The organism is Bibersteinia trehalosi (assembly GCF_004346205.1).
GTDB lineage: Bacteria > Pseudomonadota > Gammaproteobacteria > Enterobacterales > Pasteurellaceae > Bibersteinia > Bibersteinia trehalosi.
The window spans coordinates 58,025-81,794 of sequence record NZ_SMAM01000005.1 but is presented as its reverse complement, the minus strand read 5'-3'; the positions used below and the strand labels follow the sequence as shown (position 1 = coordinate 81,794).

Annotated in this window: 21 protein-coding genes; 8 read left to right on the top strand and 13 right to left on the bottom strand. The window is 41.2% G+C overall.

What is annotated here, in order from left to right; translation table 11 throughout:
- Positions 1–19: 19 nt before the first annotated feature.
- The 4 genes from EDC51_RS06315 to EDC51_RS06300 all read right to left on the bottom strand — a co-directional run bounded on the left by EDC51_RS06315 (position 20) and on the right by EDC51_RS06300 (position 5,425).
- Positions 20–1,489, bottom strand: a complete 1,470-nt coding sequence (locus tag EDC51_RS06315) for a glycoside hydrolase family 1 protein (protein ID WP_015433301.1) — start codon at positions 1,487–1,489, stop codon at positions 20–22.
- Positions 1,490–1,548: 59 nt separating this feature from the next.
- A complete protein-coding gene (locus EDC51_RS06310) occupies positions 1,549–3,438 on the bottom strand; it encodes a beta-glucoside-specific PTS transporter subunit IIABC (protein ID WP_131928473.1) in 1,890 nt (629 codons plus the stop codon).
- 291 nt (positions 3,439–3,729) lie between these two features.
- Positions 3,730–4,572, bottom strand: coding sequence for a BglG family transcription antiterminator LicT (gene licT / locus EDC51_RS06305; protein ID WP_131928472.1), 843 nt, complete (start codon positions 4,570–4,572; stop codon positions 3,730–3,732).
- A gap of 118 nt (positions 4,573–4,690) precedes the next feature.
- Positions 4,691–5,425: a tellurite resistance TerB family protein gene (locus tag EDC51_RS06300; RefSeq protein ID WP_025289790.1), complete on the bottom strand. Its 735-nt coding sequence runs from the start codon at positions 5,423–5,425 to the stop codon at positions 4,691–4,693.
- Between the two features lie 104 nt (positions 5,426–5,529).
- Between EDC51_RS06300 and rluA the strand changes: the two genes are divergently transcribed.
- On the top strand, positions 5,530–6,198 hold the full coding sequence (rluA, locus tag EDC51_RS06295) for a bifunctional tRNA pseudouridine(32) synthase/23S rRNA pseudouridine(746) synthase RluA (protein ID WP_131928471.1): 669 nt from the start codon (positions 5,530–5,532) through the stop codon (positions 6,196–6,198).
- An 80-nt stretch (positions 6,199–6,278) separates the two neighbouring features.
- Complete coding sequence (locus EDC51_RS06290) at positions 6,279–7,670, top strand: MATE family efflux transporter (RefSeq protein WP_131928470.1); 1,392 nt, start codon at positions 6,279–6,281, stop codon at positions 7,668–7,670.
- A 128-nt stretch (positions 7,671–7,798) separates the two neighbouring features.
- Here the strand turns inward: EDC51_RS06290 and mltF are convergent, their stop codons facing one another.
- The 8 genes from mltF to ybaK all read right to left on the bottom strand — a co-directional run bounded on the left by mltF (position 7,799) and on the right by ybaK (position 16,536).
- Positions 7,799–9,310 carry a membrane-bound lytic murein transglycosylase MltF gene (mltF, locus tag EDC51_RS06285; RefSeq protein WP_131928469.1) on the bottom strand — a complete coding sequence of 504 codons (1,512 nt, stop codon included), beginning with the start codon at positions 9,308–9,310 and terminating at the stop codon, positions 7,799–7,801.
- Positions 9,311–9,424: 114 nt separating this feature from the next.
- Positions 9,425–11,260 (bottom strand): ABC transporter ATP-binding protein, encoded by a 1,836-nt coding sequence (locus tag EDC51_RS06280; protein ID WP_131928536.1) that lies wholly within the window; start codon positions 11,258–11,260, stop codon positions 9,425–9,427.
- Positions 11,261–11,357: 97 nt separating this feature from the next.
- Positions 11,358–11,867 carry an S-ribosylhomocysteine lyase gene (gene luxS, locus EDC51_RS06275; protein WP_015433291.1) on the bottom strand — a complete coding sequence of 170 codons (510 nt, stop codon included), beginning with the start codon at positions 11,865–11,867 and terminating at the stop codon, positions 11,358–11,360.
- Between the two features lie 32 nt (positions 11,868–11,899).
- Positions 11,900–14,554, bottom strand: coding sequence for an MlaD family protein (locus EDC51_RS06270; protein ID WP_131928468.1), 2,655 nt, complete (start codon positions 14,552–14,554; stop codon positions 11,900–11,902).
- A 99-nt stretch (positions 14,555–14,653) separates the two neighbouring features.
- Positions 14,654–15,100: a ferric iron uptake transcriptional regulator gene (gene fur, locus EDC51_RS06265; protein ID WP_025266763.1), complete on the bottom strand. Its 447-nt coding sequence runs from the start codon at positions 15,098–15,100 to the stop codon at positions 14,654–14,656.
- A gap of 15 nt (positions 15,101–15,115) precedes the next feature.
- Positions 15,116–15,643 carry a flavodoxin FldA gene (gene fldA / locus EDC51_RS06260; RefSeq protein WP_015433288.1) on the bottom strand — a complete coding sequence of 176 codons (528 nt, stop codon included), beginning with the start codon at positions 15,641–15,643 and terminating at the stop codon, positions 15,116–15,118.
- 32 nt (positions 15,644–15,675) lie between these two features.
- Positions 15,676–15,948, bottom strand: coding sequence for a LexA regulated protein (ybfE, locus tag EDC51_RS06255; protein WP_038442990.1), 273 nt, complete (start codon positions 15,946–15,948; stop codon positions 15,676–15,678).
- A 114-nt stretch (positions 15,949–16,062) separates the two neighbouring features.
- Positions 16,063–16,536 carry a Cys-tRNA(Pro)/Cys-tRNA(Cys) deacylase YbaK gene (ybaK, locus tag EDC51_RS06250; protein ID WP_125135149.1) on the bottom strand — a complete coding sequence of 158 codons (474 nt, stop codon included), beginning with the start codon at positions 16,534–16,536 and terminating at the stop codon, positions 16,063–16,065.
- Between the two features lie 57 nt (positions 16,537–16,593).
- Here ybaK and EDC51_RS06245 point away from each other — a divergent pair, with 57 nt between their 5' ends.
- The 6 genes from EDC51_RS06245 to tehB all read left to right on the top strand — a co-directional run bounded on the left by EDC51_RS06245 (position 16,594) and on the right by tehB (position 23,213).
- On the top strand, positions 16,594–17,580 hold the full coding sequence (locus tag EDC51_RS06245) for an oxidoreductase (RefSeq protein WP_131928467.1): 987 nt from the start codon (positions 16,594–16,596) through the stop codon (positions 17,578–17,580).
- 128 nt (positions 17,581–17,708) lie between these two features.
- On the top strand, positions 17,709–19,877 hold the full coding sequence (katG, locus tag EDC51_RS06240; RefSeq protein ID WP_131928466.1) for a catalase/peroxidase HPI: 2,169 nt from the start codon (positions 17,709–17,711) through the stop codon (positions 19,875–19,877).
- A 156-nt stretch (positions 19,878–20,033) separates the two neighbouring features.
- The gene (locus EDC51_RS06235; protein WP_131928465.1) at positions 20,034–21,329 is read left to right on the top strand and encodes an NCS2 family permease; all 1,296 of its coding nucleotides are present in this window, start codon (positions 20,034–20,036) and stop codon (positions 21,327–21,329) included.
- A gap of 119 nt (positions 21,330–21,448) precedes the next feature.
- Positions 21,449–21,772 carry an HI1450 family dsDNA-mimic protein gene (locus EDC51_RS06230; protein ID WP_015433281.1) on the top strand — a complete coding sequence of 108 codons (324 nt, stop codon included), beginning with the start codon at positions 21,449–21,451 and terminating at the stop codon, positions 21,770–21,772.
- 1 nt (position 21,773) lies between these two features.
- Entirely contained in the window at positions 21,774–22,238 is a 465-nt protein-coding gene (gene hpaC / locus EDC51_RS06225) for a 4-hydroxyphenylacetate 3-monooxygenase, reductase component (protein WP_015433280.1), read from the top strand.
- 111 nt (positions 22,239–22,349) lie between these two features.
- The gene (tehB, locus tag EDC51_RS06220) at positions 22,350–23,213 is read left to right on the top strand and encodes an SAM-dependent methyltransferase TehB (protein ID WP_131928464.1); all 864 of its coding nucleotides are present in this window, start codon (positions 22,350–22,352) and stop codon (positions 23,211–23,213) included.
- 47 nt (positions 23,214–23,260) lie between these two features.
- On the opposite strand, the gene rraA is transcribed toward tehB, so the two are convergent.
- Entirely contained in the window at positions 23,261–23,761 is a 501-nt protein-coding gene (gene rraA / locus EDC51_RS06215; RefSeq protein ID WP_015433278.1) for a ribonuclease E activity regulator RraA, read from the bottom strand.
- Positions 23,762–23,770 lie beyond the last annotated feature (9 nt).

Sequence of the window (23,770 nt, the reverse complement as noted above, 5' to 3'; positions counted from 1 at the left end):
GGGCATTGTTTTAGAATAATTAAGCAAGATCTGCACCGTTTGAAGCGATCACTTTTTTATACCAGAAGAAGGAATCCTTGCGTAGGCGCTGGCGGCTACCGTTACCATCATCATCAATGTCTACATAGATAAAGCCGTAGCGTTTGGACATTTCAGAGGTAGACATACTCACCAGATCAATAGGCCCCCATTCCAAATAGCCCCAAAGTTCAACGCCATCGCTAATGGCTTCTTGCATTTGTTCGATATGTGCGCGTAAATAATCAATGCGATAGCTATCGTGAATTTTGCCATCTTCCACAACATCGTAAGCACCTAAACCGTTTTCAACGATAAATAGTGGTTTTTGATAGCGGTCGTACATTTCATTTAAAGTGAGACGTAAGCCAATCGGATCAATTTGCCAACCCCAATCGGAGGCTTGTAGGTAAGGATTTTTTACGCCTTCAATTAAGTTGCCCCCTACTTTTTCCCCTTGATCTTCGTGTTGGGTAACACAAACAGACATATAGTAACTAAACGAAATAAAATCGACTGGGTATTGTTTTAAAATGGCATCATCGCCCAAGGCTTTTTGAATATGTACATTATTTTCTTGCCAGTGGCGAAGCATATATTTTGGATATTCACCACGTGCATGTACATCTGTATAAAAGAGGTTTTGCTGATTGCCCCATTGAGCTTTGCGCTGGTCGATAGGATCGGCGGTCAAAGCATAGTGTAACATGCGTGCAAGCATACAGCCCATTTTAGCATCGGGAATAATTTCATGTAGCGCTTTGGTTGCAAGGCTGCTGGCAATAAATTGATGGTGCAGGGCTTGATATTTTGCATTTTCACGTTCTGCTGGCGGAATGCGATCTAATATTACTCCCGCACCGGTATATGGGCTGTGCATGGTCACCATATTAATTTCATTGAAGGTGAGCCAGTATTTCACTTTATCTTTATAGCGATGGAAGACGGTTTCCGCATAGCGCACAAAATGCCCAACAACGGCTCTATCTAAAAAGCCATTATATTTTTGCACCAGACCAAGTGGAATTTCATAGTGACAGAGTGTCACCATTGGCTGAATGCCGTGTTTGAGCAATTCATCAAAAACTTGATCGTAGAAAGCTAATCCTTCCTCGTTTGGCTGTTCATCGTAGCCATTCGGGAAAATTCGAGCCCAATGTAGTGAAATACGGAACATTTTAAAGCCCATTTCAGCTAAGAGTGCGATATCTTCTTTGTAAGTATGGTAAAAATCGATTCCCTCGCGTTTTGGAAAACGTGCTTGGAATTTGCCTGCAAGAATATCTTCAATGCGTTGTGATGAGACCTCAATAGATGCACTATGTGCCCCTCGTTCCGCTTTAGGGACATAGGCAACCATATCTGCACTGGAAAGCCCTTTACCGCCTAAATCAAAGCCTCCTTCAATTTGGTTAGCAGCAGTTGCGCCGCCCCAGAGAAAATGATTTGGAAATGGTTTTAAACTACTCATGTTTTACTCCTGTTTGTAAAATTTTGTTAAAAATTGACCGCTTGTCTTATGCATCGATCTTATGCTTTATTGGCAACTACCTTCATCAACGGTTCGCCGTGATAGATATGGGGCTCGGTCGTGGTGATGACATCCAGATAATCATCGCTATTGGCGATAATAATAGGGGTCATGAGTGAATAACCTGCTTGGCTGATTTTCTCAATATCAAAACGGCTAAGTAGTTGTCCTGCGCTAATTCGTTCGCCTTCTTTGACAAATACCTCAAAATGTTCTCCGTTTAGTTGGACAGTATCAATACCAACATGAATTAAGATTTCTAGCCCGTCGTCAGAGATTAAGTTAATCGCATGTTTGGTTGCAAAAATAGAACTGATTGTGCCGTTTATCGGGGCATGTAATTCTCCTTTTTCTGGCAAAATGGCTATACCTTTGCCCAGCGCCTCGGACGCAAATAGCGGGTCAGCAATAGTGCTGAGTTTATGCACTTCACCTGCAAGCGGGCTAATTAAGCTATATTTTTGCAAAGGAATGGTGGAAACAGGAGAAGTCGTGCTGGTTTTGTCCGCTTTCATTGTATTGGCATTTTTGTTGGGTAGCATGGCATCGCTATATCCGAAGAGATAGGTGAGTACTCCTGCTGCGATAAATGCCGTTAGCATACCTAAGGTGTAAGTAATGATATTGCTACCTTCACCAATAATCACAGGGTAAAGCAGTAAACCTGAGAAACCAAAGGCAAACATTTTAGTTCCTCCCCAACCAATCAGCGCTCCACCAATAGCTCCACCAATCACGCCACAGATAAATGGTTTTTTAAAGCGTAGGGTTATACCGTAGATCAGCGGTTCGGTGATTCCGAGTACCCCACTAAAGGTGGTGGAACCGGCCAGTGATTTAATTTGTGGATCACGGCTTTTTAAAAATACAGCGAATGTTGCCCCTGCTTGACCAAGCACAGCCGCTGCGGTTAATGGACCGATTAAATCAAAGCCAACTACCGCCATGTTGTTGATCATTATTGGCACAATGCTCCAGTGAATTCCGAAGATCACTAATACTTGCCAAATAGCACCAACTACAATCCCTGTTGCAATAGGGCTTGCGTCATACAACCAAGCTAGTACGGTTGCAATGCCACTGCCGATACCACTGCCTATCGGGCCGATCACTGCAAAAGTAAAAGGCACTATTACCAAGAGTGTGCAAGCCGGAGCGAAGAAGTTTCGGACAGACTCATGCCAAATGCTTTCAAAGAAACGTTGTATGTAGGCTTGTACAGACACAGCGATTAAAATTGGAATAACGCTATAGGCGTAGTTCATCATTGCTAATTCGAAGCCCAGAAAATGTAGCCCTTCACCTTTCGCCGTGATTTCTACGATATTTGGATAAAGTAATGCACCAGCAACGGCTACCGCAATATAAGGGCTGGCTTTTACTTTATTTGCACAGGTAATCGCAAGTAAGATTGGCAAGAAATAGAAGGTGGAACTGGCTGCCGCATCAAGTACTGCGTAAGTGCCATCGCTTGTTTCGAGTAAGCCTGTAACCTGCAAAATTGCAATCAGACCTTTTAAGATACCAGCCCCTGCCATCACGCCAATTAGAGGAGTGAAAGAACCTGAGAGGAAATCAATCGCACGGTTAATTAAGCTTGGTTTTGGCAAGTCGGTTTCACTTCCTGCTTCAATCTGGGCAATTTGCATAATTTGTGCATAGACTTTTGGGACATTATTACCGATGACAATCTGAAATTGCCCTCCACTTTCTACTACACTAATCACTCCTGCGGTTTGATTAAGTACATCTTTATTTGCTTTGGCTTTATCTTTATCTTTTAGCACAAAGCGTAGTCGAGTGGCACAGTGTACCAGTGAATGAATATTTTGTTCGCCGCCGACTAATTTGACAATCTCTGCGGCGAGTTTGCTGAAGTCTTTTGCCATAAAGAGCTCCTCTGCTTGAAAAGCAAAAAAGCCTAAATTCCGCTCGCAGTTTGACTGTGGAGTGGAATTTAGGCTTGCCGAATAAACGTAACACCCTAAATGTGTTTATGGAATTCAAGGTATAAAAAAGCTTGAATGGTTTGAATATGTAATCTTATCCAAACCATTCAAGCCTTGCCCTTAAGGTTACAACCTTGACAGGAGGGAATTTAGGTGATTTTGATGTTTAATGCAACGTATAATGTTTTAAATTGTGATCTGCTTCACATTTTGCAGAAAAATAGCAAAAATTTACCGCTTGTCTCCGATGACACGCTGAATATGGATAATTAAATAGAGTTGTTCGTCATGATTAAGGGCTTTATTAAATTGATTTTGTAGGTAGCGAGCAATTTTTTCAACACAGCGAAAAGCCTCTGGGTAAGCAATTTGTGTTTGAGTATAGAGAAAATCATCATGGCTACTGTAAATGGTTTGGGGCTGGAACAGGCGAAAAGCAAAGTGCTGCAAATGCGTAATAAAACGGGTGTAGTCATAGCTTTCTTCGTTAAGCTGTTGATGAAAATGGTGGCTCACAATGTTGAGAATATCTTTAATAATTTGTGTGGTACGGTAGGTTTCTTGCATATCAGCATCGGTTCTGGCATTAAAAATATGCAGGGCAATAAATGCGGCTTCATCTTCGTCCATTTGGATATCAAATTGCTGTTGGATCTGTGCTACCGCATCTAATCCTATCTGGTATTCAGTACGATATAGGCGACGAATTTCATAACTGAGCCCTTTGCCAAAGTTTTGCCTCTTCTGTGCTCGTTGTACCGCATGGAAGAGGTGATCGGTAAGACTGACATATATCATCTGGCTGAGCTGTGTGCCAAGGCGCTGGTTGGCTTGATTGACGATTTGATTGGTGAGACGAAAATAGTCGCTAGGGATTTCTTCAAGAATTTCAAGTAGCCGAATGGAGAATGGATTTTTAGTAATAGCGAAAGTCTTCTCAACCAGCTGTTCATCAGCATAATCGCCAACTTTCTTACCAAAAGCAATGCCTTTGCCTAGGACTACTAACTCTGTGCCGAGTAAATCAATGGTTTGCAATGCATTATTATTGAAAATTTTAGTGATTTTTAGCATAGCGTTTTCTCCCTTGCAACACCTCTTGAAGTTTACGCCAGAAAATTGCGATTGTAAAAGCAAAACCCTGAGGGGAAATCTCAGGGTTTTGCTTTGGGTTATTGTTAATGCTATTTAATTAAAATCCAGCTTGTTTTTCTAGCTGTTCAACTAAGGCTGGTTCTAGGCCGAGCGCATTTGCCAAATCGTTTAAGAAAACGATCTCTTGACGAGAAAGTTCTTGGCAAACTAAGCGCGCAGCAAGATAAGCTTGAGCTGCTAGCGCTGGGTTATTGCCAACATTTTGGGCAATTTCTTGTACGCTTGCAGGCTGAGAAACTAATTCAGCTAAGGCTGGGTTATCTGCGGCTTCTTTTTCTAAGATTGCTTGTTCGCTGTCGTCTAATTCACCGTCTGCATAGGCGGCTGCAATCATCGCTTGTAAAATTACCGCATTCCCGATGTCGGTGGTTTCTGCTGCAAAAGATTGTGCAACATCCTGTGATGGAGCAACAGATTGTGCTTTCTGATAATCTTGGTAAGCTTTGTATGCCATGCTACCTAATGCTGCTAATGAACCTAGCTTGGTGAGGTTCGCACCGCCATTTCTTCCCAACACCATGGATAAAATACCAACTAACGCCGTACCACCGCCTAATTTCGTAATGGCATCGGTATTGCCAGTTTTAGCTTGCCCTACTGTACCTAATACCGCATTTAAGATACCGCCTAAATCAGATTTACCTTGGTTCGCACTACTGCCCACCGAACCTAAAACTGAATTAAGGATATTGCCTAAATCGCTTTTTCCTTGTTGGTTTGAGCCGTTAGTTGCAGCACCTAACACGCCTTTTAAAATGTCGTTGAAATTCATAGTAATTTCCTTATTGTGAAAAATGACAGGATTTGAGACCATAATCTGCCAAAAAAATTCCGATTTTCTGCTAAGATAGCCGAAAATTTTTAGGTTATTTTTCTATGGCATTAATTGAATATCATCCGCCACAAGATCCGTGGCTAGACGTAGTGTATCAAGATAATCACATTCTCGTCATTAATAAACCAAGTGGTTTGCTGTCTGTTCCTGGCAATCGCCCAGAATATTTTGATAGTGCGATGACACGTGTGCAGCAAAAATATGGTTTTACCGAGCCGGCTCACCGCCTAGATATGGCAACCAGTGGCATTTTATTATTTGCGTTGAGTAAGGTGGCAGAGAAAGAATTAAAACGCCAATTTCGGGAACGTGAGCCGAAAAAGCACTATATCGCAATAGTTTGGGGTAAATTGGGTGAGAAAATTGGTGATTGTGGTGTAATGGATTTCCCGCTTATTTGCGATTGGGAAAACCGCCCACGGCAAAAAATTTGCTATGAAAGAGGCAAAAAAGCCCAGACACACTATGAAGTATTAGCCCACTATCCGAATAATACGACACGGGTAAAATTAACCCCCATTACTGGACGTTCACACCAGTTACGAGTACATTGTTTGGCGTTGGGGCATCCTATTCTAGGCGATAAGTTTTATGCAAATCCACTGGCAAAAAGCCTAGCCCCTCGGTTGTATTTGCATGCAGAAAGTTTGACGATTACGCACCCGATTACGCATGAGGCGATAACATTTAGTGCGACTCCCACATTTTAATGACTACGATTAATTAACTAAATGAACAGCAGGCACTAACAAGCGGTTGTTTTTCTTCAATATTTTACAAAAGAGTCACTATGAATCTTCAATGGCATCGTTATCCACAAAATACCAAAAATTTATTTAAGCTTGCTTTGCCGATCTTTATTTCGCAACTTGCTTCCTCGGGCATGGGATTTGCAGATATTGTGATGGCAGGTATGATTAGCGATGATGATGTCTCTGCAATTGCAGTGAGTAACTCAATTTATTTCCCGCTTTTGCTGTTTGTAATTGGCGTGTTAAATGCTATTACACCAACCGTTTCTTATTTGAATGGTTCAAATCAGCGTCATCTAATTTCCCACCAAGTTAAGCAAGGTTCTTGGATCGCATTGCTATTTAGTCTGCCGTTATTTACCGTTTATCTTGGCAGTGATTGGATTTTACAAAGTATGGATACGCCAGCGGCTTTTGCGCATAAAGCGGCGGATTATATGGCGATGTTATGTATCGGGCTTTTGCCTGCATTAATGGCAGTGAATTTGCGCTGTTTTAATGATGGGCTGTCTAATCCACGTCCTGCTATGTTGATCACCTTCTTTGGGCTTTTGCTCAATATTCCGCTGAACTATATTTTTATGTTTGGTAAATTTGGTTTGCCAGCAATGGGGGCTGTGGGGTGTGGGCTTGCCACTTCAATTGTAAACTGGGTAATGTTTTTACTGATTTTGCACTATTGCTATCGTAGCTCGTCACAAAAGGATATTGGTTTATTTAATCGTTTTTGGGAAAAGCCAAATCGGGTTACGCAAGTAAAATTATTAAAACTCGGTTTACCAATTGGTTTTGCTCTATTTACTGAGGTGATGCTTTTTGCTACCTCATCATTAATTTTATCGCCATTGGGCGCGCAAGTGGTAGCAAGCCATCAAGTGGCATTACAAACCAGTTCGTTATTTTTTATGATCCCTCTCTCAGTTAGCATGGCGACTACCATCATGGTAGGGCAGACATTGGGAGCAAAGGATGTACAAGGAGCAAAATACTTGACGTTCCATGCTATCTTTACCTGCATCTTAATTGCTTTTGCCATGGCAGTTGTGATTTTAAGTTTAAAAGATTGGATTCCGCATATTTTCACGAGCGATCCTACTTCAATTACGATAGCCTCCAGTTTATTGATTTTTTCTGCAATCTATCAAATTCCTGACTCGGTGCAATCGGTTTGTAACGGTATTTTACGTGGTTATAAATATACTCGGCCAATTTTAGGTGTTACGCTCATTTGCTATTGGTTGATTGGTATGCCGCTTGGAATTGTCTTGGCAAGAACGGATTGGTTAGTAATGCCAATGGCTGCCAGTGGTTTCTGGTTGGTATTCTGCATTTGTTTAAGCATTGCTGCGATGTTCTTTTTTTACTATATGCGGAAAATCCAATGCTTGAGTGATGAGGCTCTACTTGCCAGATTAGAACGGATAAAATAATCAATAAGCCTTTCTCCATACAGAGAAAGGCTTATTTTTACTGCTCTTGCCACATCATAAAGCCAACACGATAGCGAGAATGAATGCGACGTTTTAGTCGGTAAATATGCCGTAAGCGACGTAAAGTATTATTGTTTCTCAATCGCTTGGCTTTTTGTTTCTGTTTGCGTTTCTTCAACATGATGTTCCCCTTCAAGAAGTGCTGGAATGTTTGTTGTGGTAGTTTGTTCGTTATGCGTTTGCTCAGCCGATAATCTGGCATTTAACTCTTGCTCAATCCGTTGATGGTTGATAATGCTGTTGTAATAGCGCCGAATGTTTTCTACATATTGTAATGCCTCAAAACCGCGGGCATAGCCATATTTTAGTTTGCTATAGTAACGTTTTTCCGCCAATAGTGGTAAATTCTTTTTCACATCTAGCCATTCATCAGGATCGCCGCCGAGTTGTTTGGTTAGCCGGCGTAAATCAAGTAAATGCCCGTTGCCCATATTGTATGCGGCTAAACCAAACCAAATACGATCTTCTGATTTAATTGTTTGTGGCAGTTGGTTCATCAGTAAATGTAAATATTCTGAACCGCCACGGATACTTTGCTCAGCATCTGTGCGGTTGCTTACATGCATACGATCAGCCGTATCTTTGGTCAGCATCATCATGCCACGTACTCCTGTAGGAGAGGTTGCATTCGGATCCCAGTGAGATTCTTGATAAGCAATTGCGGCTAACATTTGCCATTCTAGGTCACCTTTATATTTTTCAAACAGTGATTGATATTTGGGCAGGATTTTCTCAATTGCTCTTAAATAGCTTTGTGAATCAACATAGTCAAAGCGTGAAAGATGGCTAAAATACTTCTCTTCAATACGAGAGATTAAGCCACTTTCATTTGCTTGATTCATAAATTCTAAGACGGTAGCTTGTAATTCGCTGTAAACACTGTTCTGTAAATACCATACTACGGGTTTTTCATCAGTCAGATCAAAGCCAATGGCAATATTCGGTTTAATATGCTGTGCCGCCGATACATCCACTGATACGGCAACAGTATAAGGGATAGTGCCATCGGCAACTTGGAAGAGTAACTCTTCTTGGGTAAATTGATCACTTATGCGCCATTTTAGATTAGGCTGGCGCTCTGCTAGCGATTGCAAAATTGGTAACACGCTAGAGCCAGCAGGAATAACGAGCTCTTCTTTTAAATCATCTAGGCTATATGGGCGTTGTGTCCCCTTTTTATAGACAACTTGCCATGAGGTAGAATAATAGCCGGCACCAATTTGGTAGTGAGCTGCAAGCTCTGTTTGAAAAGGTAAGCCTGCGGCTGCGATATCAATTTGGTTGCTATCAAGTGCATGAAACAGTTGCTCACTATTTTCAAATGGCTTAATTTCTAACTGCACACCAATAAAATCAGCGAATGCTTTTGCTAGTTCATATTCAATGCCCGAAGTGCCTTCTGCGGCAACAAAATAGGAAATAGGGTGGTTGATCATGCCTAACCGAACCACTTGGCGTTGTTGGATTTGACGATAGCGGTTTTCTTCGGCTTGCATGGTTCGTTGCCAAGGAAAAACCATATCCCAAGCCCAAAGTAATAATGCAAGCCCCGCGGCTAGGCGAATTGCTAATCCTTTCAAACTATTTTCTCATTAAAAAATAAAGCCGAAGTTTAGCAAACTTCGGCTGGGTTGCAAAAGTAACAAGCGGTGATTTTTTGCACTTTTTCTGCAAAAGATGCCCGCTTGCAAAGATTATTCAGGCAAGAACCCACCACTTTGGTGTGCCCAGAGTTTGGCATACACACCGCCGAGTGCGAGTAGTTCATCGTGTGAGCCTTGTTCCACGATTTCGCCTTTATCGAGTACGATTAAGCGGTCCATTGCCATAATGGTCGATAAGCGGTGGGCGATTGCCACAACGGTTTTGCCTTCCATTAACTCGGTTAGGTTTTCTTGAATTGCCACTTCCACTTCGGAATCCAACGCACTGGTTGCTTCATCGAGTAAGAGAATTGGAGCATCTTTGAGCATCACACGGGCAATCGCAATACGTTGGCGTTGTCCGCCAGAGAGTTTCACACCTCGTTCACCAACGTGAGCATCAAAGCCTGTTCTGCCTTTGGCATCTTGCAGATTTGGAATAAACTCGGCTGCCGCAGCACGTTCAACGGCTTTAAGCATCTCTTCTTCGGTAGCGTTAGGTCTGCCGTACATTAAGTTTTCACGCACAGAGCGGTGTAGTAGTGAAGTATCTTGAGTCACTAACCCGATTTGTGAGCGTAGGCTTTCTTGGGTAATATCTGCCACGTTTTGTCCGTCAATCGAGATTTGCCCATTTTGCACATCGTAGAAACGCAAAAGTAGATTAGTGAGTGTTGATTTACCTGCCCCACTGCGACCTACTAAGCCAACTTTTTCGCCAGCTTTAATGGTTAAGTTGAAATCTTTAAGTAACGGTTTTTTCGGATCATAAGCAAAATTGACGTGCTCAAATTTAATTTCACCTTTTTCTACGGATAACGGTGTTGCATCCGCTTTATCTACCACCGTATGTGGTTTGGATAAGGTGATCATGCCATCTTGTACTGTCCCTAGATTTTCAAATAAACGTGCAAATTCCCACATAATCCATTGTGATAAGCCTTTGATACGCAGTGCCAGTGCGGTGGAGGTTGCAATTGCTCCTGCGGTAACAATGCTTGCTCCCCACAGCCATAGCCCAATAGCCGCAGTGCTCACAATCAAGAAAATGCTATTGAAGTAGGTGAGTGTTTCGATAGTGGTGACTAAACGCATCTGTTTATGTACTGTAACCATAAACTCTTCCATTGATTCTTTGGCATAGCGAGATTCTCGGTTGCCGTGTGAAAATAATTTCACAGTAGCAATGTTAGAATAGGCATCAGTGATGCGCCCTGTCATCAGGCTTCTTGCATCAGATTGTTCCTGTGCGGCAGTCGCGAGTTTAGGTACATAAATACGGATAACAGTTGCAAGTACGACAATCCAAATAATAAAGGGTAAGAATAGCCAGCTATCTAGCTGAATTAGGATAACACTTGTGGTGGTAAGATAAACAACCGTGTACACTAACATATCGGCACAGGTCATAATGACATCACGCACAGCGAGAGCAGTTTGCATCACTTTAGCGGACACTCGCCCAGCAAATTCATCTTGATAGAATCCCATACTTTGTCCAAGCATTAGGCGGTGGAAGTTCCAGCGCAACCGCATGGGAAATACACCTTGTAATGTTTGGAAACGGAATGAACTGCCTAGAAAAACAAATACTACGCTAAGCAGTGCGACAATGCCCATCCAGATAATTGACCAGCCTTTTGTATCCCAGAGTTCAGTAGGAGAGTATTTATTTACCCAATCGACGAGTTCTCCCATATATTGGAAGAGTACACCCTCAATAATGCCAATTAAGGCAACGAGAACAACAACCAACGCAAGATATAAACGCATACCTTTGGTTGCTTCCCAAATAAAAGGGACTACGCCCGATTTTGGCGTACTTGGCATTTCATCGGGATAGGGATCGATACGGCTTTCGAACCACGAAAACAGTTTATTTAGGATATTCATAAGTTGCTTTCCAATAAAACAAATAAATAAAACCAATAAGCTATCTATTGGTTTGATAGGGCTCCCCGCTTTTATAAAGCGGGGCTAAAAATTATGGATTTAACAATTTCTCATCTAACGCTAAATCTTCATTGTGGTTAATGCCGATTGGTTGTTTTAGCACGTTACGGGCAATTTCATGGGCATCGGCTAACGAATGCTCTTTATAGGAACCGCATTGGTATTCATTGAGTTCTGGAATATGTGCTTCATCCGGCACTTTATTTAGTGCATCTTCCATCGATTTTTTCCACGCATCAGCCACTCGTTCTGCTGATGGTGAGCCGATTAACGACATATAGAACCCAGTACGGCACCCCATTGGCGAAATATCGATAATTTCTACATCGTCTGCATTTAAATGATCACGCATAAAACCAGCAAATAAATGTTCCATGGTGTGAATGCCACGAGGAGAAAGAATTTCCACATTTGGACGAACAAAACGAAGATCGTAAACCGTAATAATATCGCCTTTTGGCGTGGTCATCGTTTTAGCAACACGCACAGCTGGGGCATGCATTTTAGTATGATCAACTTTAAAACTATCTAATAAAGGCATTTTTTAACTCCAAAAATAAAAGTAATGTTAAGTTATTGTGCAATTCCTATATCCCAACCTAAAGCACCTTCAGGGGTTTTACGCTGTAATCGGAAATGACGATTGGCTTCGGCTTGTGGTTGCACCACTTTACCTGAAGGGGTAGAGAAACTAATACCGCCATTAAGCAACTGTGACATCGTACCGGAATTCATACTGATACCACTTAAACTCACGTCCATGGTATAACCTGAGGCTGCCCAAAATTGCGAGTTTTTGCGAACAAGATGTTTGTGTTTATTCTCAATAAGCAAATGAATAAATACTCTGTCGCCTAACTCGCTTAAACTTAAGCGTTGTACCATACCCACTTGCATACCACGATACAATACTGGTGCATCAGGTGTAATGCCATCGGCATCTGTGGTTTCTACAATAATTGGAAAACCGTTACCATATTGACTGGTTTTACTGTGGCTATCACTCAGCGGGAAATGCCACTGATGCTGCCCATTGCCTGCCTCTACGCTAATATAATTTTGTAATGCGGCATCAAGGTTTTTAAAACCTGTAGTATCTACTTCAGGCGAAATAGTACGGAATATACTGCCTGCTTTGGCAATAATGCTGTAGTATTCCTTTTCAATAAATGCACGGACATTAATCTGTTTATGGGCGTTATCTAAAAGTAGATTTTCAACTTGACCAACTGTTAGCCCCATGTATTTTATTGGCATTCCTTTACTCAGTTTTGATGCATCTTGAGCTGTTAAAGTAATATATGTTTTAGTTGCTGTTGCTTTCTGGTAGCTAGGATAGAGAGTTTTATCACTTTTTGTCCCACCATTATCAAAACTGATTGCGCCTTTTAGCGTTCGCATTAACGGGGCTGCTTGCACCGTTAGGCCATTAAGCGAGAGATCAACTTGTGCCGCGGGTTCAATCCAAAATCGGCTTTTTTCACTTAGCAGTTTGCGCTGTGTAGGCTCAATAAAGAGTGAGACTTCAAAATGATCTTTTTTAGGCTCTATTTGCAAGATTTCACCGATTTGGAAGTTACGGTAAAGCACCAATGAGCCTTTATCAATACCGGCTATTTCCTTCGCATTTAATGTTAGTGTCACATGTTTCTCAGTATTAAGAATACCAGCTTCTGCGCTCTCAATATCTTTATAGAGTGGATAGCTGCTTTTTGCAGCAGTGGTTGATTTACTTGGCAGTAGACGAATTCCGCCCTTTAACCACTCACTTGGTGATCCTGCATGCACTTTTAATCCGTCTAAACTCAGTGACATATCCAGATTTGAGATTGCAATAAATCTGCTTTCCCCACTTACTAAATGACGATAAGGAGGAAAAATAATTGCTTGAAAGCTTACATTTTCTAAATTCAGCTGGCGCTTTAAAATTTCACCAATTTGTACATCGTTATAATAAATACCCTGCCCTTGATCGACACCATAAGACTGAGCCGCTTCTAGATTTAGCGCGAGAATATTTGGATGAGAGAGTAGATAATCAGACTCTTTTTGCACATTAAATTCAAATTTGGGTTCTCCTTCACCTGCGCTGAGATCAAAATAAAGCCCGCGGAAGAGCTCGCCAATTTTACTGATCTGCTCTTTGTTTAAATTAAAACGTGGTTCTTTAAGCAAAATACGCGTATTACTCCGAAGTAAATCAGTGTGATTTGGATCGATCAATAAGGTGCCACGCAACATGCCTTTGGGAATATCACTCTGCTCTTTATTTGGCATTTGTAGGCGAATTAATGTCCCGATTTGTACATTTTCATGATAAACCGCCGTTTCATTCACCTTTAAATTTGCCACCATTGGCAATAATACTTTGACTTCTTGCCCTCGTTGTGCGGCTTTTAAGCTCTCGAACAGTTCGAATTTTTGCCCTTGCTCAACAGTCGGTGACTCATCTGGTGAATCAAATGCTACAGCACCTTGCACTACAGAAGCCAAACTTTCTACATTAACATTTAGGCCTTTACTAAAGCTTGCATCTACATTAATTCCGCTAATGTTCCAGAAACGGCTGTCTTGTTTTACAAGATTGGCATATTTTTTCTCAATAACTAAATCAATTTCGACTTTTTTCTGATCCGGAGTAAAGCGATAGTCAGCAATAGTGCCTACGGGGACTTTGCGAAAATAAACGCTGGCCCCAACAGTTAATGAACCAAGATCATGTGAGACTAGTCGAATTAATAGATCCCCATCCGTAACGCTGATCGCTGGTGGTTCATCTTCAGCAATAAATTCATGCTGGTTTTTAGCTTCGGGATCTTCCGTTGGCATGAGTGTAATATAGTTACCCGAAACGAGAGCATCTAGTCCTGAAACACCAGCGAGAGAAGCAGTTGGTTTAACCACCCAAAATTTGGTTCCTTCTTTTAAGATAGATTTGGCTTCTGGGTTAATTTCTGCTTCAACCTCGACTTTTTTCAAATTTTCGACAAAGTAAACTTTCTTCACTTGCCCAATTTGTAATCCTTGGTAGCGAATTAAAGTTTTACCGGCACTTAAGCCATCGCCGTCATTAAAGCGAATTTTAATTCTCTCGCCTTGCTCTTGAAGGATTTGAAAAAAAAGTAATGCACCAATAAAAAACGCAACTATTGGTAAGAGCCAAAAGGGCGAAATTTTACGTGGTTGGCGGATTTTAGCTGGTAGGCTTTGTTCAATATTCTCAGACATATTTTGCAATTTACAGATACGCATAAGCGGTGGAATTTTGCAAAAAATTTGCAAAATTCCACCGCTTGGTTAAATCATACTGGAAATAAAAGGCAAAAATTATTTTTTGTCTTTCTCATCACAGTTATGGAGATCACTACATTTACCATAGAGATACAGGCTGTGATTAGTGAGTTCCATGCCGTGTTTTTGGCTGATCTCACGTTGGCGACGTTCAATTTCAGGATCACTAAACTCAAAAATTTTGCCGCAATCTGTACAGATAATATGATCGTGTTGGTGATTGAAATTGAGCTCATACACAGCTTTATTGGCATCAAAGTTGTGGCGAGTTAAGATATTCACTTCTTCAAATTGATTTAACACGCGATAAACTGTTGCTAAGCCAATTTCCGAATGGCGCTCTAAGAGCAGTTTATAAATATCTTCTGCAGAAAAATGTTGCATTTCATCTCGAGTATCCTGCATTAACTGAAGGATTGTCAAACGGGGTTCTGTAACTTTTAAACCGACGCTTTTTAATAGTTTGATGTTTTCTTCTGACATGGGATTTCCTCCAAATTAGGCAAGTTCCGAGAGGTACATTTCATCAAAAATTTGTTTGCACCAACGGCTTACGCGTTCTTCCGTTAACTCAGGTTGACGATCTTCGTCAATACATAAGCCGACGAATGTATTTTCATCGACTAAAGCTTGTGATGCTTCAAATGAATAGCCTTCCGTTGGCCATAAACCAACGATAGTACCACCGTTTGGCTCAACAACATCACGTACAGTGCCCATTGCATCACAGAAATATTCTGCGTAATCTTCTTGGTCACCGCAACCGAAAATACCAACAATTTTGTTGGTAAAATCAATTTCTTTTAAGGTTGGCATAAAGTCGTCCCAATCTGCTTGAGATTCTCCGTAATACCAAGTTGGAATACCAAATAGCAAAAAGTCATAAGCTTCAATATCTTCTTTACTGCTTTTTGCAATATCACGAATATCAACTAGTTCTGCACCGAGTTGTTTTTGAATCATTTTTGAGACGTTTTCTGTATTTCCGGTGTCACTGCCGTAAAATAGACCGACCACTGCTGCCATTTAAATTACCTTTCCTAATTAAAACTCAACGATTAATCGTTGAAATATTCAGTTAAAATACGTTCAATCAATTGCCCCCGCGAAACCCCTTTGGCGATCGCCTCTTTTTCTAAGGCTTCAACCATATCGGCATGTAGCTTTAGCTCCACCCGTTTTAAGCCTGATGAACGGTCGCGTCGTAACTGATTACGCTTATTGATGCGCACTTGTTGTTCACGGCTGAGAGGGTTGGTGCGAGGTCGCCCCACTTTAGGTACGAGAGCAAACAGATCTTCGGTTATACAATCTGTGTCCTGTTTTGCCATTTGAGTTCGTGGGTTTTGCTCTCTTAATGAGAATGAGAGCTAACGAAAAAATTTTGCGAACTATACCATAAACATTATTTGTTGAGAATAGCAAGAATTGCTATCAAATCGATTTTACTCACCTATCTCGCAAAAATTTGCATTTAATAAAATCTTTAGATCTTGTGGGGAAAGTTCAATATCTAAGCCGCGTTTACCGCCTGAGACATAAATGCTGGCAAACTGCAAGGCGGAAGCATCAATGATGGTGGTTAAGCGTTTTTTTTGCCCTAAGGGGCTGATTCCTCCTAACAGATAGCCTGTTGTTTTTTGAGCAATTTCTTTGTCTGCCATTTCCACTTTTTTTACCGAGAGGGCGTAAGCCGCTTTTTTGAGATTGAGCATTTTTGCCACAGGTACAACCATCACGGCCAATTTTTTTTGATCGCCATTTTCAGCGACTAGTAAGGTTTTGAAAGTTTGTTCTGGTGAAATACCTAATTTTTCTACGGCTTCTTGGCCAAAATTCGTATTATTGGGATCATGTTCGTAGGGATGTAATTTAAAATCAATTTTTTGCTTTTTTAATAGATTCACAGCGGGTGTCATCGTTTTTCCTCAAAAATAGCGTAAAATATGCCTTTATTTTGACGAGAGAAAAGTATTATGGCAAATCTTCATTTAGCAATTGCAGCAGATTTTTTATTAGCAGAAAAATTATTGGAAGCATTAGAGCAGAGTGAATTAGATATAGAGCAGATTTCTGCAGTGGAATTAGAGAGTTTTGGTGAAGAGCATTCGCTGCGCTTTGGCGCAAGAGCTGTCCCTCAGCTTGCATTAGATGAAGTTGATTGGTCGCAATTTAGTCACGTTTTATTTGCGGGTAAAATGGAGCAGGCAGAGATTTTAGCAAAAGCCGTACAGGCAGGGTGTCTTGTATTGGATCTCTATGGCATCACTGCTTTAATCGCGAATGTGCCGGTAATTGTGCCGAGTATAAATGATGACATGGTTGCTGATATACGTGAGCGAAATATTGTCGCGTTGGCAAATCCGCAAATTAGCCAGCTGGTTTTAGCTTTAAGACCATTGCTTAACCAACCTATTCAGCAGATTTTTGTCAGTTCATTACTGCCTTCAGCCTATTTTGGCGATGAGAAAGTGCGAGAATTAGCTGGGCAAACGGCACAGTTGTTAAATGGCATTCCACTTGATGATGATAAACCAAGAGTGGCCTTTGACGCCGTCCCTGCGAATGTGCAGGGTGAGGAGAAAGCGTTGCCGTTTTCAAAAGCCTTTGAACTGCAATTTGCAAAAATTTTGCCGAATCTAGCCGCTTGTACCACATTCCACAGTGTGCAAGTACCCGTTTTTTATGGTATTTCGCAAATGGTCTCAGTGCAAACAGAGTATCCTCTTGATGTGGAAAATTTAAGCCAGCAATGGCAAAGTCAGGCGTGGCTGGACTTTCATGAAAATGCGGTGATTACCGCAGTACAAAATGGTGAAAATGAAGAGAGTAATGCTTTACAAATTAGCCAATTACTGCAAAAAAATGAACATAGTGTGCAATTTTGGAGTGTGTCTGATGAGCAGAAGTTTAGTCTTGCGTTTTTAAGTGTACAGTTACTGATAAGTGTACTAGGCTATTAATAGCTTATAACAATTAAAACAATAAAATTAATTGGATTTTCTTTATAAAATAGCTCCCCTATAATCTGACCCCGGTGACCCATCGGGGTTATTTTGTTTATAGCGAACCCATTTTGAAGGAAATTCTTATGAAAGAGATGAAAGTATCAGGCTGCCCAGTACACGGCAGTAACACCATTGAAGGTCAAAGCGTGATGGCGTGGTGGCCAAAAACTTTAAATTTAGACATTCTTCACCAACACGATAAAAAAGTGAACCCAATGGGTGAAGAGTTTAACTACGCAGAAGAATTAAAAAAATTAGACGTAGAAGCATTAAAAGCTGATATTCGTGCTTTATTACGTGATAGCCAAGAATGGTGGCCAGCAGACTATGGTTACTACGGCGGTTTAATGGCACGTATGGCGTGGCACGCAGCAGGTAGCTATCGTGCAATGGACGGTCGTGGTGGCGGTAACACCGGTAACCAACGTTTTGCGCCATTAAACAGCTGGCCAGATAACGCAAACTTAGATAAAGCTCGCCGTTTATTGTTCCCAATCAAACAAAAATACGGTAACAAAATCTCTTGGGCGGATTTAATCATCTTAGCGGGTACATTAGGTTATGAAGCAGCAGGCTTAAAAACCTTTGGTTTCGGCTTTGGTCGTGAAGATATTTGGCACCCAGAAAAAGATACCTATTGGGGTTCTGAAAAAGAGTGGTTAGCAGCAACAGGTTCAGAAGGTAACCGTTGGAGCGATGATCACCAAGAATTAGAAAATCCACTTGCCTCTGTAATGATGGGCTTAATCTATGTGAATCCAGAAGGGGTGGACGGTAATCCAGATCCAATCAAAACAGCACGTGATATGCGTGTGACTTTTGCTCGTATGGGTATGAACGATGAAGAGACTGTGGCATTAACCGCAGGTGGTCATACCATCGGTAAAATGCACGGTAACGGCAATGCGGCGAAAGTGGGTGCAGATCCAGAAGCGGCGGATATTCACGAACAAGGTTTAGGTTGGAGCTATGAAAAACCGGGAATGGTTACCTCAGGTTTAGAAGGGGCTTGGACAACTAACCCAGACCGTTGGGATAACGAGTTCTTCAAATTATTATTCAAATACGAAGATAAATTCGTGAGCGTGAAATCACCAGCTGGCGCAAAACAGTGGGAACCGTCTGAAATGGACGAAGAAGATATGCCAGTGGATTCTTTTAATCCAAGCAAAAAACGCAAAATTGCGATGACTGATGCCGATATGGCGTTAATCAAAGATCCGATTTACCGTGAGATTTCATTACGTTTCTTAAACGATCAAGCGGCATTAGACGATGCCTTTGCTCGTGCGTGGTTTAAACTGACTCACCGTGATATGGGGCCAAAATCTCGTTATATCGGTCCAGATGTACCAGCAGAAGATTTAATTTGGCAAGATCCAATTCCTGCGCCAAAACATGTTCCAACTGAGGCAGAAGTAGAAAGCTTGAAAGCGAAAATTTTAGCAAGCGGTTTAACAACGGCTGAATTAGTCGCAACCGCTTGGGACAGTGCGCGTACTTTCCGTGGCTCAGACTATCGTGGTGGTGCAAACGGTGCACGTATTCGTTTAGCCCCGCAAAAAGATTGGATCGGCAACGAACCTGAGCGTTTAGCGAAAGTCTTAGCGGTATATGAAAATATCTCTGCTGAAACTAACGTCTCTATTGCAGATTTAATTGTATTAGGTGGTACTGCTGCTGTTGAGCAAGCGGCACGTGCGGCTGGTGTGAATATCACTGTGCCATTTGCCGCAGGTCGTGGTGATGCAACTCAAGAGCAAACCGATTTAGAAAGCTTTGAGTTCTTAAAACCAATTCACGATGGTTTCCGTAACTTCCAAGAAGCACACTATGCGCCACAACCAGAAGAGTTGTTATTAGATCGTGCACAATTATTAGGCTTAACCGCACCAGAGATGACGGTATTAGTCGGTGGTTTACGTGTGTTAGGTGCAAACTTCGGTGGGGATAAACGTGGTGTGTTCACCCAAAACGAAGGCGTATTAAGCACTGATTTCTTCCGTGTTCTCGTTGATATGAACTACAAGTGGGAGCCGACAGGTCGCAACAGCTATAACATTGTTGAGCGTAAATCAGGGGAAACCAAATACACCGCAAGCCGTGTGGACTTAGTATTCGGTTCTAACTCTATCTTACGAGCATACGCAGAGCTCTATGCCCAAGACGACAGCAAAGAGAAATTTGTGAAAGATTTCGTGAAAGCGTGGGTGAAAGTGATGAACGCAGATCGTTTTGATTTGAAAAAATAATTAAACGAATAGCGAAATAAAGGAAAACCTGACTGTGTAAGCAGTCAGGTTTTTTTGCAAATTTGTTAAATTTTTTGACCGCTTGCATTGGCAAACGGTTGCTTTTTGGTTTTTGCTTCACTAGAATGCGGTTTTTAACAACCTTTGGAAATCTCAATGCTTGAAAAACTCTTCCGCCTTTCCGAAAAAGGCACAAATGTGAAAACCGAAATTATTGCGGGAATCACCACTTTCTTCACGATGGTTTACATCGTTTTCGTTAATCCTTCTATTCTTGGTGTGGCAGGTATGGATACCCAAGTCGTATTCGTGACCACCTGCTTAATTGCCGCATTTGGCACGATTGCAATGGGCTTATTTAGTAATCTACCTATTGCGCTTGCGCCAGCGATGGGCTTGAATGCATTTTTTGCTTTCGTTGTGGTGCAAAAGTTGGGGTTCTCTTGGCAAGTAGGCATGGGAACCATTTTTTGGGGTTCTGTTGGGCTGTTTATTTTAACCGTATTACAAGTACGTTATTGGTTTATGTCGGCAATTCCATTAGGGTTACGTGTAGGGATTGGCGCTGGTATCGGTTTGTTTATCGCACTTATCGGTTTTAAAAATATGGGCTTAGTGGTTGCCAATCCTGCTACTTTAGTAGCGCTTGGAGAGCTGCATGATCCTAAAGTATTAATGGGGATTTTAGGTTTCTTTATTATAGTGGTATTAGCCGCGAAAAACGTACATTCAGGTGTCTTAATTTCGATTGTTGCTGTAACTACATTAGCCCTCATTTTTGATCCAGATGTGAAATTTAGTGGTGTAATCTCTACGCCTCCGAGTCTTGATGCTGTAGTTGGGCAAGTTGATATTGCTGGCGCTTTAGATACAGCACTGCTGGGAATTATTTTTTCCTTTATGTTGGTAAACCTGTTCGATTCATCCGGCACATTGATTGCGGTAACAGATAAAGCCGGTATCGCTGATAAACAAGGTAAATTCCCGAAAATGAAACAGGCACTGTATGTTGATAGTATCAGCGCTATGGCGGGTTCTTATATGGGAACATCAGCAATTTCTACTTATATCGAAAGTGGTTCAGGTGTTTCTGTTGGAGGTCGTACAGGCTTAACAGCCATTACTGTGGGGGTATTGTTCTTATTAACGATTTTCTTCTCGCCATTGGCTAGCGTTGTGCCTGCATATGCTACCGCAGGGGCATTAGTGTTTGTTGGTATTTTAATGGCATCAAGCTTAATTGAGGTGCAGTGGGATGATCTTACTGAAGCCACTCCAGCATTTATTACTACGGCAATGATGCCATTTACGTATTCAATTACAGAAGGAATTGCGTTTGGCTTTATCAGTTATTGTGTAATGAAAACCTTCACCGGTCGTCTGAAAGAAATTAATCCAGCGGTTGCGGTGGTTTCACTTTTATTTGTGATTAAATTTGTCTGGGTTGGCTAGGCTATTCCCCCTGTTTTCTCGCGTGGGAATAAATAGTTAAGCAAGCGGTCTTTTTCTGTTAAAATTTTGCAAATTTTGAGTGGAAAAAGACCGCTTGTCTTGTTTATGAAGGAGAAATAATGAGTGAACAATTAACAGAACAGCAAATTGACCATTTAATTGATACGGCTTACGATATTTTTCTAGAGATGGCTCCAGAGAATCTTGAGCCTGCGGATATTTTACTATTTAATCTGCAATTTGAAGAACGTGGTGCGGTAGAAATGGTGGAAACTGGTGAAGATTGGGATCAAGAAATAGGGGTGCTAATCGATCCTGAAGCATTTGCTGAAATTTGGGTTGGCTTGGTGAATGAACAAGATGTCATGGATGATGTATTCGCTCGTTTTCTCATTTCGCTCGATCAGGAAAATCCTGAATATCACGTAGTTTGGAAGGAGTAATATGCAACAGCAATTTCGAGATGCAATGGCGCATTTGGCCGCTGCGGTGAGTATTGTTACCAGTAAAGGTAAAGCAGGAAAAATTGGGATTACTGTTTCTTCGGTGACATCGGTCAGTGATAGCCCTGCAACATTGCTATTTTGTATCAATAAAAATAGTGATTTACATGATTTACTGATTGAAAACGGCGAAGTTTGTATAAATGTATTGGCAGCTGAGCAAGCAGAATTAGCTAAACATTTTGCCGCTATGTTAGGTAGTTCTATGGCAGAGCGCTTTAGTTGGGATATTTGGAAAGATGATATTAAGCTCAAGGATGCGGTAGCTAATTTATCAGGTAGAATTGTTGCTACTCATTCTGTGGCGACACATTCTATTTTCATTGTAGAGTTAAATGATATTGAGGTGAATCCAAAATCTGCGCTTACCTATTTTGCTCGTCAATTTAAATGCTTAGAAATTTGATGAATATCAACCGAGTGACAAAAAGCCGATCTTTTGATCGGTTTTTTATTGGCAGAATTTTCCAGAGCGCTAGAATTATCCTACTTTTTTACTCAACTATTAGGAATAAAAATGGAAAATCTTATTTGCTACAAACAAATGCCCGTTTGGACAAAAGCAACTTTGCCACAAATGTTTCAAGAACAACATAATACTAAAGTGGGAACTTGGGCAAAATTAACCATTCATAAAGGCGCACTAAAATATTATGAGCGGACAGAAAGTGGTGAAGTTCTTAGCGAAGCGGTATTTGATGTTGAGCATCAACCTCCCTTTGTTGAACCTCAAGTTTGGCATAATGTTGAAGCGCTATCAGATGATTTAGAATGTCAGCTAGCATTTTATTGCAGACCGGAAGATTATTATGCGAAAAAATATAACTTAACGACAACTCATTCTGAAGTTTTACATGCGCTCAATTATATTCAAGGGGGGAAAGCGTTAGATCTAGGCTGTGGGCGTGGGCGGAATGCGCTCTATTTAAATTTACGTGGTTTCGATGTGCAAGCGGTTGATCATAATGCAGAAAGTGTTCACTTTTTGGATATGATTATTGAAAAAGAGCAATTAACCCAGTTACAAACTGCGGTGTACGATATTAATCAGGCGGATATTCAAGGCGAGTTTGATTTGATCGTTTCGACCGTAGTAATGATGTTTTTAGAACGTTCTCGTATTCCTGCAATTATCCAAAATATGCAGCAAAATACCAAAGTTGGTGGTTATAATCTGATTGTTTGTGCGATGAATACAGCGGCGTATCCTTGCCCGATGCCATTCTCATTTACTTTCGCAGAAGGGGAGCTGGCTAATTATTATCAAGGCTGGGAATTGGTAAAATATAATGAAAATTTAGGTGAGCTGCATAAAACTGATGCAAACGGCAATCGAATTAAAATGAAATTTGCGACAATGCTAGCTAAGAAGCTTGCATAATAGAGAAAAGGCACTTTAGTGGTATCCTAAAGTGCCTTAATTTTAGGTTATTCTGTTTCTGTTTCTACGGGATCGAGCAATTCTGGTGAAAGGATAATCCCAGTTAAATCTGCATAAACATAATCTTCTGGTAAAAATGTTACGCCACCAAAATTAACAGGTGTATCAACTTCACCATGAGTATCATCCTCTGCACCTACAGGAATTGGAGCTAATGCCTGAATACCAATATCTAGGGTTTCCAGAACATCTAATTGTCGCACAGCACCATTTACAATAATACCCGCCCAACCATTATCTACGGCAAGTTGAGCCAGCTCTGCATCAATTAATGCACGGCGAACAGCACCACCGCCATCAACAAGCAGAACACGCCCTTCACCATTTTCTTCGAGTACTTCTGCAATTAAGCCGTTACTTTCGAAACATTTTACGGTTGTGATTTTACCAAAGAAAGAAGATACGCCACCAAAGCTAGAAAAAATGGGTTCGACAACATCCACTTGATCAGAATAAATATCGCAAAGCTCTGAAGTATCAACACGCATAATTATGCT